This is a genomic window from Stenotrophomonas sp. STEN063 (assembly GCF_056854515.1).
In genome coordinates, this window is record NZ_JBXFWF010000100.1 from 1 (window position 1) to 10,557 (window position 10,557).

13 protein-coding genes are annotated in these 10,557 nt (G+C 63.8%); 6 read left to right on the forward strand and 7 right to left on the reverse strand.

The genetic code is table 11. The features are described 5' to 3' along the window. Window positions 1–183: 183 nt before the first annotated feature. Entirely contained in the window at window positions 184–975 is a 792-nt protein-coding gene (locus AC1VWL_RS18410) for a DUF4349 domain-containing protein (protein ID WP_482987645.1), read from the forward strand. 93 nt (window positions 976–1,068) lie between these two features. On the opposite strand, the gene AC1VWL_RS18415 is transcribed toward AC1VWL_RS18410, so the two are convergent. From AC1VWL_RS18415 to AC1VWL_RS18435, 5 genes are all read right to left on the reverse strand, one after another. After that, complete coding sequence (locus AC1VWL_RS18415; protein WP_282273345.1) at window positions 1,069–1,317, reverse strand: hypothetical protein; 249 nt, start codon at window positions 1,315–1,317, stop codon at window positions 1,069–1,071. 6 nt (window positions 1,318–1,323) lie between these two features. Continuing rightward, complete coding sequence (locus AC1VWL_RS18420; protein ID WP_481615464.1) at window positions 1,324–1,725, reverse strand: OsmC family protein; 402 nt, start codon at window positions 1,723–1,725, stop codon at window positions 1,324–1,326. A 104-nt stretch (window positions 1,726–1,829) separates the two neighbouring features. Beyond that, window positions 1,830–3,218: a DUF2867 domain-containing protein gene (locus tag AC1VWL_RS18425; RefSeq protein WP_482987646.1), complete on the reverse strand. Its 1,389-nt coding sequence runs from the start codon at window positions 3,216–3,218 to the stop codon at window positions 1,830–1,832. A 17-nt stretch (window positions 3,219–3,235) separates the two neighbouring features. Then, window positions 3,236–3,562 carry a metalloregulator ArsR/SmtB family transcription factor gene (locus AC1VWL_RS18430; RefSeq protein WP_482987647.1) on the reverse strand — a complete coding sequence of 109 codons (327 nt, stop codon included), beginning with the start codon at window positions 3,560–3,562 and terminating at the stop codon, window positions 3,236–3,238. 398 nt (window positions 3,563–3,960) lie between these two features. Further along, window positions 3,961–4,863, reverse strand: coding sequence for a peptidylprolyl isomerase (locus AC1VWL_RS18435; protein WP_482987648.1), 903 nt, complete (start codon window positions 4,861–4,863; stop codon window positions 3,961–3,963). A gap of 153 nt (window positions 4,864–5,016) precedes the next feature. Here AC1VWL_RS18435 and AC1VWL_RS18440 point away from each other — a divergent pair, with 153 nt between their 5' ends. The 4 genes from AC1VWL_RS18440 to AC1VWL_RS18455 all read left to right on the forward strand — a co-directional run bounded on the left by AC1VWL_RS18440 (window position 5,017) and on the right by AC1VWL_RS18455 (window position 7,650). Beyond that, complete coding sequence (locus AC1VWL_RS18440) at window positions 5,017–5,379, forward strand: PadR family transcriptional regulator (protein ID WP_296251505.1); 363 nt, start codon at window positions 5,017–5,019, stop codon at window positions 5,377–5,379. Then, window positions 5,379–6,377, forward strand: coding sequence for a sensor domain-containing protein (locus AC1VWL_RS18445; RefSeq protein ID WP_482987649.1), 999 nt, complete (start codon window positions 5,379–5,381; stop codon window positions 6,375–6,377). The genes AC1VWL_RS18440 and AC1VWL_RS18445 overlap by 1 nt, the downstream gene beginning before the upstream one ends. Before the next feature lie 600 nt (window positions 6,378–6,977). Continuing rightward, on the forward strand, window positions 6,978–7,334 hold the full coding sequence (locus tag AC1VWL_RS18450; protein ID WP_481615754.1) for a DMT family transporter: 357 nt from the start codon (window positions 6,978–6,980) through the stop codon (window positions 7,332–7,334). A gap of 1 nt (window position 7,335) precedes the next feature. Then, window positions 7,336–7,650 (forward strand): DMT family transporter, encoded by a 315-nt coding sequence (locus AC1VWL_RS18455; RefSeq protein ID WP_482987650.1) that lies wholly within the window; start codon window positions 7,336–7,338, stop codon window positions 7,648–7,650. Between the two features lie 225 nt (window positions 7,651–7,875). On the opposite strand, the gene AC1VWL_RS18460 is transcribed toward AC1VWL_RS18455, so the two are convergent. After that, a complete protein-coding gene (locus tag AC1VWL_RS18460; protein ID WP_481615752.1) occupies window positions 7,876–9,189 on the reverse strand; it encodes a polyhydroxyalkanoate depolymerase in 1,314 nt (437 codons plus the stop codon). Between the two features lie 81 nt (window positions 9,190–9,270). Then, window positions 9,271–9,867 carry a class I SAM-dependent DNA methyltransferase gene (locus AC1VWL_RS18465; protein ID WP_282273139.1) on the reverse strand — a complete coding sequence of 199 codons (597 nt, stop codon included), beginning with the start codon at window positions 9,865–9,867 and terminating at the stop codon, window positions 9,271–9,273. Between the two features lie 63 nt (window positions 9,868–9,930). Between AC1VWL_RS18465 and AC1VWL_RS18470 the strand changes: the two genes are divergently transcribed. Continuing rightward, window positions 9,931–10,386: a CopD family protein gene (locus AC1VWL_RS18470; RefSeq protein WP_481510839.1), complete on the forward strand. Its 456-nt coding sequence runs from the start codon at window positions 9,931–9,933 to the stop codon at window positions 10,384–10,386. The last annotated feature ends 171 nt before the right edge of the window (window positions 10,387–10,557 follow it).

Genomic DNA, 10,557 nt, shown 5'->3' on the forward strand with positions numbered 1-10,557 from the left:
GATTTGGGGGCATAGCGCTCGGCGGCGTACGCGCGGCGACCCGGTTAAGTTGGTATATCGGCCCCCCCTAGCCCGGGGGGGCCGTGCGTTACCGCGGGCTACCCGGCTCTGCACAAATTTTTAGCCTTCGTATTCAGCCAAGTCGTTATGCTGCCGCCACGAGATCAATTGGAACATGGACGCATGAAGCAACTGCACGGAAGGACCTTGGTATTGGCGCTGGGTGCGCTGCTGGCGCTGGCTGGCTGTGCCAAACATGAGATGTCGGCCGAGAGCGCGGCGGTGGCAGCCGATGCGGTGCAATCGCCAGAGGGCGCATTCCTGGCCTATGAGCACACCGTGCAACTGCAGTTGCCGGGCAAAGACATCGCGCCGCGGGTGAAGGCGGTATCCGATGCCTGCCAGAGCGCGAAGTTCGGCGACTGCGCGGTGCTCAATGTGTCCCAGCAGGGCGGCGATACGCCCCGCGGTTCAATCAAGGTGCGGGTCGCGCCGAAGGGCGTGGAGCCGCTGATCGCGTTGGCCAGCGACAAGGGCGAGGTGACTACCCGCAACACCGAGGCCGAGGACCTGGCCCAGCAGGTTGCCGATACCCGATTGATGCAGGATCGCCTGAAGGCCGAGCATGAACGCCTGCTCGAGTATCAGCAGCGCAAGGATCTGGCGGTGGCGGATCTGCTGACGATTTCGGCGCGGCTGTCTGAGATCGAAGCCGGCCTGCAGCAGGCCAATCGTGATTCGGCGCAGCAGCACCGCCGCATCGATACGCAGCTGGTGACGATCAATATCGAATCGACCAACAGCCAGCGTAATCGCAGCGAGATTGGCCGCGCGTTCGGTGATTTCGGCGAGATATTCACCACCAGCGTGGCCTATGTGATCCGCATCGTCGCAGGCCTGCTGCCGTTGATTCTGGTTGGTGGCTTCCTGGCATGGTTGCTGCGCCTGTGGTGGCGCCGCCGCAAGAAGAAGTAATCCGCAGATTTGTGGGAGCGGCGTAAGCCGCGAAGCTGATGCTCTGAAACGGTGCCAGCTTCGCGGCTGACGCCGCTCCCACAAGAGCGGGCATCAGCCATGCAGGTGCAATTCGGGAATGCGCTTCTCGTGCGCGGCGAACAGGTCCTGGAACTCTTCCTCGTTGAACTCATCGGGCAGATAGACCGCCACCTGGCTGCTGACGCCATTGGCATCCACGCGCTCGCGTGGCCCTGCCCGCAAAGACACTTCGCGATCCTTGAAGGTGGTGACCCACGGGGTCTCGTCCCACTGGGTCACTTCGGCGTTGTCTGCATCCCAGATAACAACAATCGTAAACATGGCGTCTCAACTCTTCAGGGCGCGGTGTTCGCTGGTGATGGTCGCACCTTCGCCCATCACTTTCGTGACCGGTGTGCGGGTGGCTACGTCCAGTAGTCGTTCCCATTGTTCGTCGGTCAACGCGCCGGTAGCGGAAAGAATGCGGTGCACCTGCAGCTTACCGGCTTCATCGCGGGTAGAGGTCAGCTCGGCGTTGAACTCACCCAGCTCCCAGCCTTTTTTCTCTGCATACATACGCAAGGTAATCGCAGTGCAGGCCGCCAGTGATGCCAGGTAAAGATCGAACGGCGCCATGCCCGCGTCCTGGCCGCCCAGCCGGGCAGGCTCATCGGCAACAAGCTGGTGGATGCCGTTGCTGATGCGATGGGCGTAGTTGCTCCCCGTTGATTCAATGGTGACGTGGGCCATGGCAGGCTCCTTCAGGACGAACCGTCAACTTACTGCGACACAGCCAGCTCCGGTAGTCGCCGTTTACTGCCTGCATCGTCCCATCGGCTGAACGATGCCGCCGCTCACATCGTCACGATAGCCGCACGACCGGCAGGGACGGCAGCTGCTGCTTCCTCCAGCAGGCAATTGACGGCGGTCTTCAACATCTTCGGCGCGATGAAGTGGCGATGCACCGGGTCCACCGCGGCCATGTACAGGTGTCCGAAGGGATTGCGGCAATACACGCGGGTGGAGAGGCTGAAGGTGACCCGTTCGCCTTCGCGCTGCACGCTGACGCTGGAGCGGAATTGAAGGTGGCGATCATCGGCGCCGAGCAGCACCTGCGCCGCGTTGGTACTGCTGGACATGGCCAGCACCGGGAAGCGCTGGGCAAAGCGTTGTGTCGGCGCATCGCTCAACAGCGACGATACCGGGCAGCCCAGTGAGGAGGTGCGCAGTCGCAACGGCCGCGCCAACAGATTCCGCAGCCGCATCAGGCCGCTGACGCTGCTGGCAGGTTGTTGGATGAAGGCGGTAAGCAAGGCTGCCAGCAGCTGTTCCGGATTGCTGCCGCCGAGCCAGTGTTTAGCGATCTGGATCTCCACGTGATCCTGGTGGTGATGACGCGGCAATTGCTTGGCCAGCAGCGAGTCTGGCGGCAGCTGATGGCTGCTGTGTGTTTGCAGGGTGGGCAGTCGGTGCGAACGGATGCCGTTGCGTGGGTGGAGTTGCACCAGCAGCTGGCGCACCTGCCCGGCATGACGACGCAGATGCGCGCAGGCCCAGGCTTGCCGAGGTAGCGGATCGAAGCTGAGTACGCTGGTCCACACCTGCGTCTGTTGTGTGTGCTGCTGCAGTGCTGCCGGCATCAGTTCAGTGAGGCTGGCGAGGTCGGCTTCGCCGCGCATGACCTGTGCCTGTTGTGCGGGGGGCAGTGCGCCTGCGGTTTCATCGGGATGGCAGGAAACCGCGAACAGCGCCGGGTGCCTGCCGTTGCCGCGCAGTGGTTCGAACTGGTGCCAGGTGTTGGCGGCCATGCGCACCGTGAACAGGCAGTCGGCGGCAATCTCGACGTGGCGCAGGGCCTGCCGGATATCCTGCGGCGTATCGCAGGCCGAACCGGCGGCGATGAAGCGCAGACGCGCACCACCGCTGCCGCTGATGGCAGTGAACACGCGCGGTGCAGCATGACGATGGAAGGGGTGGCCATGGCGGCCCACCGAGAAGGTGTACAGCGCGGCGTTGTCGCCGGCAGCCAGATCGGGAGCTGACAGCCGCGCCGAAGGCTCGTCCAGGGCGTCGTTGAAATCCGCGTGCTGGGCTTGGCGTGCACCTGCCGCTGTTGCGACTGCATCACCAGCACCTACATCGAGCTGGGTCAGTAGGGTGACTTCCGCAGCACGTTTGCCATCACTGGCATTGATCGAGACATGCGGAAAGCTGCTTTCGTTGGGAGTGCGACTGCGTTCCATGCGATGCCTCGTGGTTGTCAGCTGGCGGGTTTTGCCTTGGTCCTGGCGTTGCGACGTGATTCGCGCTGCAGCGGCCCGGCGGTTGGGCAGACCTCGAAGGCAAAGCGACTCAAGGTGTTGACCATGTTGTCGGGGGTAAGCCGGTAGAAAACGAACTGGCCGCGGCGCTCGCTGGTGACCAGCCCGGCAGCGGTGAGAACCGAGAGATGGCGTGAGATGGCCGGCGCACTCATCTCGAAACGCTGGCCGATCTCGCCAGCGGTGAGTTCCTGCGCCGACAGATAGGCCAGGATCTCCCGGCGTGGGCGTGAGGCAAGGGCTTCGAAGATATGGTCGGCAGACATGGGTAATGAATTAACTAATTCGTTAATTGATTAAGCGCCCGATTGCCCGGGCATGTCAAGCCCCCGCACCCGCGGTAGTGCCGAGCCATGCTCGGCAGGGGCCTTCCAAGCCAAACCAATCGACCTGTAGTGCCGAGCCACGCTCGGCAGGGGCCTTCCAAGCCAAACCCACCGACCTGTAGTGCCGAGCCATGCTCGGCAGGGGCGCTGCCGGCAACCCGAGCACCTTCGCTCTGCGCTTTTGTAGGAGCGGCGCTGGCTGGCCTCGGGCCAGTAGCGGCGAAGCTTCAGTTGGACCAGCCGGCGAAGAGCCAACCCCTCCCCAGCCCTCCCCTTCGCTACGCGAAAGGGAGGGGGCATAGTGCCGAGCATGGCTCGGCACTACATGGTTCGCTCTTTTACCGGACCCGCACCGGCAACGGGATGTTGCACAGGTCGATATGGCCTGCGGCGCGCTTGTAGAAACCATCCACGCGGTTACGACGCGCCTCCACCGCGTCGGCGAAGGTCTTCGAATCGGTACGCAGCACCTGCAGGTTTACCCGCTGTGCTTCCGGCAATTCGCTGGCCAAGGTGATCGCCTTGATCTGCGTGCGCTGCGCGGGGTCTTCGTAGAAGCCCATCGGGTCGGGACCACGCTTGATCGTGCTGAGCAGTTCCATGCCCTTGAGCACGCGGCCCACCAGGGTGATGTTGCGGTCCAGCTGGCGCGGTGATTGGCCGGTGACCACATAGAGTTCCGCACCGACGCTGCTGTCCTCATCGTTGTTACGGCCGGCACCGAGCGCACCATAGCAATGCGCCAACCAGGCATTCTTGCCATCACTACCGACCGCGAAGTCGCCGACGAAGCCGGTCCTGGCGGCCCAACCGTCGCGGTCGGGCAAGGCGGTGAAGGCAAGCCCTTCCAGCGGGCGCTGGAACTCTGCAGGCAGATGGGTCTTGGCGCTGCCCATCGACTTGGCCTTGGCCGCATCGTCAGCATCGGCGTCGCCGAACTGGACCACGAAGTTGTCCTGCGAGCGGTAGATGCTCAGCCCGTCCCAAAAGTGCTCCCTGGCCATGGTGCGGATGTTGCCGGCGTGCTCGGGGGCGAACTGTGGGGCCAACTCGATGATGACGCGGCCGCCTTCCAGATCCATGTACAGGGTGTTCTCCGCTGCCGGGCTGTGCCAGTCGCTGGCCGGCGCGGCATCGATGATTTCCTGCGCGCTGCGGTACTTGGCGGGGGCGTCGGCCGCCAGCAGCGGCAGCGGGGACAGCGACAGAGCCAGCGCAAGCAGGCAGGGACGTAGCGTCATCGGGCGCATTCCAGTTGGGTGTGGCCCGATTCTGCGCGATTGCCCGTGCCGCCCGCCAGCCTCATGACCGAGGTGGGGGTGACTACCGGCATATTCACTATAGCGAACTAAGTACTAGTATCTGCTTCACGCTAGTCGGCAGGAGTGAAGGCCATGACTGAGTTGGATGCCCATCTACGCAAGTTCCAGAAGGAATTGAGCACAGGCACGGTGTCGCTGGCCTTGCTGGCGGTGCTGGCCAAGGCGCCGGAGCCGCTGTACGGCTATCTGATCGCCAAGGAGCTGGAGCGGGTTGGCGACGGGGTGCTCAGTGGCAAACAGAGCGCGCTGTACCCCGTGCTGCGCAACCTGGAAGGCGCGGGTCTGCTGGAAAGCCACGTGGAGCCATCGGTGGCTGGACCGCCGCGGCGCTACTACCGCATCAATGACGACGGCCGCGCCGCGCTGCGGCAGTGGATAGCAGCCTGGAATGCCACCCGGGACTCGGTCGAGTCCGTACTGGAAGGAATCAACTGATGAATACCGAATACACCGCGCGAGCGCTGCCGACGACGATTCCCGAATACCTGGACCAGCTGCGCGCCGCGTTGAGCGGCGCTGACCTGGCGATGATCCAGGATGCGCTCTACGACGCGGAGGAGTACCTGCGCTCGGAGCTGGCCGAACAGCCGGGCAAGAGCGAGGCCGAGGTGATTGCCGGTGTCGCCGGCAGTTACGGCGCGCCTGAAGAGGTTGCAGAGATCTACCGCGAAACCGAGGTGACGGTGAATCGCGCACTGCGTACACCGCGGCCACCGGTGCGGGTGGTACCGGTTGTTGCAGCGGTGGCAGCGGAGTCGGCTGCATCGCCAGCCGAGCCGGGTGTCGCGGCGGCGGTCCGTGAGCCTGCTCCGCGCTCCTTGCTGGCGCGGTTCTTCGGTGTTGCGATGGACCCGCACACGTATGGCGCGCTGTTCTACATGCTGTTGTCGTTGGCCACCGGCATCTTCTTCTTCACCTGGGTGGTCACCGGTTTGTCGCTGTCGCTATCGCTGCTGATCGTGATCATCGGTATTCCGGTCCTGCTGCTGTTCCTGGGCTCGGTGCGGGTGTTGTCGCTGGTCGAAGGCCGCATCATCGAGACCATGCTGGGCGTGCGCATGCCGCGCCGCCCGACCTATACCGATCGCAGCCAGGGTTGGCTGCAGCGCATCGGTGCGATGTTCTCGGACGGCCGCACCTGGCTGACCATGCTGTATTTCGTGCTGATGCTGCCGCTGGGCATCCTGTACTTCACCGTGGCGACGACCTTGCTGTCGACCTCGTTGGCACTGGTATTCGCGCCGCTGGTTTCGTTGTTCTCCAACCTGCCGATGGGGATCTGGATCGACGGCGTCAATATCGGCAACCCGTTCTGGTTGTGGCCGGTGTCGCTGGGTGTAGGCGTGCTGCTGCTGTTCGGCACGCTGCATCTGGCGCGTGGCATCGGCAAGCTGCACGGCGCCATGGCCAAGCATCTGCTGGTGCGGTTGTAAGCACGGCGGCGCAAGGGAATGCAGACGAGGGCGCCGATGGCGCCCTCGTCTTTTGTAGTGCCGAGCCACGCTCGGCAGAGGCATTACAGATAGACCCTTCTGTAGTAGCGGCGTCAGCCGCGAAGCTGATAGATGGTCGGAAGGCAGAAATACCCCGCCAGTCATTGTTGCCAGCTTCGCGGCTGACGCCGCTACTACAGTTCTGGATTGCTGGTAGAGCCCCTGCCGAGCATGGCTCGGCACTACGCTCCCTCCCTTTTGCGCAGCGAAGGGGAGGGCTGGGGAGGGGTTGGCTTTTCGCTGGCGGATTCAGTTGTAGCTTCGCGGCTCACGCCACTCCCACAAAAAGCCGGAGTTGCTTGCACTGCCGGCAAAGCCTCTGCCGAGCATGGCTCGGCACTACGCTCCCTCCCTTTCGCGCAGCGAAGGGGAGGGCTGGGGAGGGGTTGGCTCTTCGCTGGCGGATTCAGTTGTAGCTTCGCGGCTCACGCCGCTCCCACAAAAAGCCGGAGTTGCTTGCACTGCCGGCAAAGCCCCTGCCGAGCATGGCTCGGCACTGCCTCGCGCTATGCTGGTGGCGGTTTTTTTGTGGAGAACGCCGTGGCCAACAAGGGCTGGTTCTACGTGGCCCTGACCTGTCTGTTCGAACTGGTCTGGGTGTATGGCTTCAATGTGGCTGCCGCATGGTGGCATTGGATTCCGATCATCGTGGTGATCGTGGTGGATTTCCATTGGCTGGCCAAGGCCTGCGAATCATTGCCGACCGGCACGGTGTATGCGGTGTTTGCCGCCGTTGGCACGGTGGGCACGGCGCTGATGGATATCTTCCTGTTCGACGGCAGCTTCAGCCTGGCCAAGGGGGTGTTCATGGCGGTGCTGGTGGCGGGTGTGATCGCGTTGAAACTGGCCGATGGCAAGGAGGCCGCCGCGCCTGAAGCAGACGGGCAGGGAGGCTGATATGGGCTGGTTTCTGGTGATCGCCGCGGCCTTGATGGAGACAGTGGGCGTGATCGGCCTGAAGCGTTACAGCGGGCGCAAGAGTCTGTCGAACGCGATCCTGTTCTTCGGCGGGTTCGGCGCCTCTTTCGTGCTGCTGTACCAATCCTTCCGTTACATCCAGTTGAGCATTGCCTATGCGGTGTGGATTGGTCTGGGAACGGCGGCTGCGGTGCTGGTGAACATGTTGTTCTTTGGTGAGTCGCGCAATACGGCGCGCTTGCTTAGCCTGGCGGTGATTGTTGTCGGGGTTGTGGGCTTGAAGGCGGTTTCTTGAATGCAGAAGGCCCCGGGAGTGCCGGGGCCTTGGTGTTAGTGCTTCCTCTTCCGGGGCGTCGGAGCGATGGCCGTTGCCTATATTTTCCAGACTTCGGTTTGCCCTCACCCCAACCCCCGCGCCGCGCCCCGGCCCTTGCGCTGGCGCAAGGGCGTTCGATGGGCAGCGAACCAATGGTTCGCAAGCTGCCCCTCTCACCCCGCAGGGAGAGGGGCTCAAGCCGGCTCAGCGCTGGGCGCGGCGGCGCAGCGGGGTTACGTTGCTGCTGGCTTTTCTGGCTTTTTTTGCCGCCGGTTGCGCGGACTGGGCGCTGAAGAAATCGCGCATCTTCGGGTACACCACTTCGCGCCAGCGGCGGCCGCTGAAGATGCCGTAGTGGCCGGCGCCTTCGACGATGAAGTGGTCGCGGCGCGAGGCCGGGATGCCGGTGCACAGCGCCTGCGCCGCTTCGGTCTGGCCCAGGCCAGCAATATCGTCCAACTCGCCTTCGATGCTCAGCAGGGCGGTGTCGCGGATCGCCGAGGGGTCGACGTGTTCGCCGCGCACATACCACTCGCCGCGCGGCAGCAGGAACTCCTGGAACACCACGCGGATCGTGTCCAGGTAGAACTGCGCCGGCATGTCCAGCACGGCGTTGTATTCGTCGTAGAAACGGCGATGCGCGTTGGCATCGTCCAGGTCGCCCTTGACCAGATCCGTGTAGAAATCCCAGTGCGACATCAAGTGGCGGCTGGGATTCATCGACATGAAGCCGGCGTGCTGCAGGAAGCCCGGATAGACGCGGCGGCCCTGGCCCGGATACGGCGCCGGAATGGTGTGGATGACGTTGTTCTCGAACCACGACATTGGGTTGCGGGTGGCGAGGTTGTTGACCGCGGTCGGGCTGCAACGCGCATCGATCGGGCCACCCATCATCACCAGCGAGCGCGGGGTGGTTTCGCCACGGCTGGCCATCAGTGAGACTGCAGCCAATACCGGCACGGTTGGCTGGCAGACGCTGACCACGTGCACGTTCTCGGCGCCGAGGTGGCGGATGAACTCCTGCACGTATTCGATGTAGTCGTCCAGGCCGAACTCGCCCTGTTCCACCGGCACCATGCGCGCGTCGACCCAGTCGGTCACATAGACGCGGTGGTCGCGCAGCAGGGTGCGCACGGTGTCGCGCAGCAGCGTGGCGTGGTGGCCGGACAGTGGCGCCACCACCAGCACGATGGGCTGGGCGAGCAGGGCTTCAACCTTGGAGGTTTCGTTGCTGTGGCGCTTGAAGCGCAGCAGCTTGCAGAACGGCTTCTCCACTTCGGTGAGCTGGGCGATCGGCACGATCTCGCCATCAAGTTCCAGTTCGTGGATGCCCCATTCGGGCTTCTCATAATCCTTGCCGAGGCGGTGGAACAGCTCGTTCATCGCCGCGAAGCGATCAGCGCCCGGCATCGACGACCACCAGTGGCCCGAATTATTGAAGAACGCCGCATTTGCCTGCGCCTGGTGAACCCAGGGCGCAAGCAGGTTGCGGGTCAATTCATGCAGTTGATAAAGCATGACGTCCCAATATGTACAGTCATATGATGCTGTGCAGCATAGCGCACTATGACATTTGCGGCGTTAAGCCGATATCGGCCTTTAGTCGGCCCGTTCCAGCGCGGCGATGTCTTCGCTGAATGCGGGCCCCAGCCAGCAATGCGAGCCGACGCCGCGGAAACCCGCTTCACGCAGCTGGCGCTTGTACCAGCGGGCAGGGCGCTGCTGGAAGCCGTCGTGGTCGCCATGGAACTCGTCCTCGGCGGTGAATGCCTCCAGGAAGGCGACCCCGCCGCAGAGTTCGGCCAGGCCCGGCAGGCCCTTGCGCAGTTCGCGGCTGGGCACGTAGTGGATGACATCCGAGCAGACCAGCAGGTCGACCGGCGCGCAGGGGCGCAGCCACTGGAAGTCGCCGAAGCTGGCCAGATGCAGGTTGCGGGTGCGGCCATAGCGGCGCACTGCGTACTCGCTGCTGTCAAAGCCCATGTACTGCAGTTTGGGTCGCAGCTTGAGCAAGGGCGCGCGCCAGGCGCCTTCGCCGCAGCCAACGTCGAGCACGCTGCGGATCGGGCGCTCCAGGTAGTACTCGGCTGCGGCAACGGCCAGCTGCACCTTGCGTGCCAGGCGCGCTGCGCCGCCGATATCGTCGCGGCGATACCAGCGTTGGAAGTAGTCGGCGTCGTACTGCTTGTCCTGCATGTGCGTGTCTTGTGCGGATGGGCGAAAATGGCGCTCATCCTACGCCGCCGATGGAGCCAGCGCATGCAGTCGTACTTTTGGGTAAAGACCTTCCACCTTGTTTTCGTGGTGGCGTGGATGGCGTCGGTGTTCTACCTGCCGCGGATCCTGGTCAACCTGGCCGAGGCTGCGGGGCAGCCGGCGGTGGTGGAGCGGCTGCAGTTGATGGGCAAGCGCCTGTACCGGTTTGGCCATGTGATGTTCGGCTTTGCCTTCATCCTGGGGCTGGTGCTGTGGCTGGGTTACAAGGTGCTGCCGGAGTTCCCGACCATGGTGGCGCCGGGCGCTGCCGGCTGGCTGCATGCAAAGCTGGGATTGGTGGTCTTGCTGATGGTGTATTTCACCTTCACCGGGCGCTGGTTGAAGGGCACGATCAAGGGCAAGGCCCTGCCGTCATCGGGCACGCTGCGCTGGTTCAATGAGCTGCCGTTGGTGCTGTTCATTGCCATCGTTTATTTGGTGCTGGCGAAGCCGTTCTGAGTTTTCTGCAGGGCTGCGAAGATCAACTGCACCCCTCCCAACCCTCCCCTTGGCTGCGCCAAAGGGAGGGCTCCACCGCCGCCCCCCACACTTTGGCGCAGCCCAGGGGCGGGGGGGGGCGGGGGGGGGCGTGTGCGGCCTTAAGCCGCCACCGCGCCGGCGCAACCGCCG

Excerpts from the sequence above, each read along its gene's own strand:
- AC1VWL_RS18470 (WP_481510839.1), top strand. The coding sequence starts at position 9,931 with ATGCAGTCGTACTTTTGGGTAAAGACCTTCCACCTTGTTTTCGTGGTG.
- AC1VWL_RS18430 (WP_482987647.1), bottom strand. The coding sequence starts at position 3,562 with ATGTCTGCCGACCATATCTTCGAAGCCCTTGCCTCACGCCCACGCCGG.
- AC1VWL_RS18465 (WP_282273139.1), bottom strand. The coding sequence starts at position 9,867 with ATGCAGGACAAGCAGTACGACGCCGACTACTTCCAACGCTGGTATCGC.
- AC1VWL_RS18415 (WP_282273345.1), bottom strand. The coding sequence starts at position 1,317 with ATGTTTACGATTGTTGTTATCTGGGATGCAGACAACGCCGAAGTGACC.
- AC1VWL_RS18425 (WP_482987646.1), bottom strand. The coding sequence starts at position 3,218 with ATGGAACGCAGTCGCACTCCCAACGAAAGCAGCTTTCCGCATGTCTCG.
- AC1VWL_RS18410 (WP_482987645.1), top strand. The coding sequence starts at position 184 with ATGAAGCAACTGCACGGAAGGACCTTGGTATTGGCGCTGGGTGCGCTG.
- AC1VWL_RS18420 (WP_481615464.1), bottom strand. The coding sequence starts at position 1,725 with ATGGCCCACGTCACCATTGAATCAACGGGGAGCAACTACGCCCATCGC.
- AC1VWL_RS18445 (WP_482987649.1), top strand. The coding sequence starts at position 5,379 with ATGAATACCGAATACACCGCGCGAGCGCTGCCGACGACGATTCCCGAA.
- AC1VWL_RS18435 (WP_482987648.1), bottom strand. The coding sequence starts at position 4,863 with ATGACGCTACGTCCCTGCCTGCTTGCGCTGGCTCTGTCGCTGTCCCCG.
- AC1VWL_RS18460 (WP_481615752.1), bottom strand. The coding sequence starts at position 9,189 with ATGCTTTATCAACTGCATGAATTGACCCGCAACCTGCTTGCGCCCTGG.
- AC1VWL_RS18455 (WP_482987650.1), top strand. The coding sequence starts at position 7,336 with ATGGGCTGGTTTCTGGTGATCGCCGCGGCCTTGATGGAGACAGTGGGC.
- AC1VWL_RS18440 (WP_296251505.1), top strand. The coding sequence starts at position 5,017 with ATGACTGAGTTGGATGCCCATCTACGCAAGTTCCAGAAGGAATTGAGC.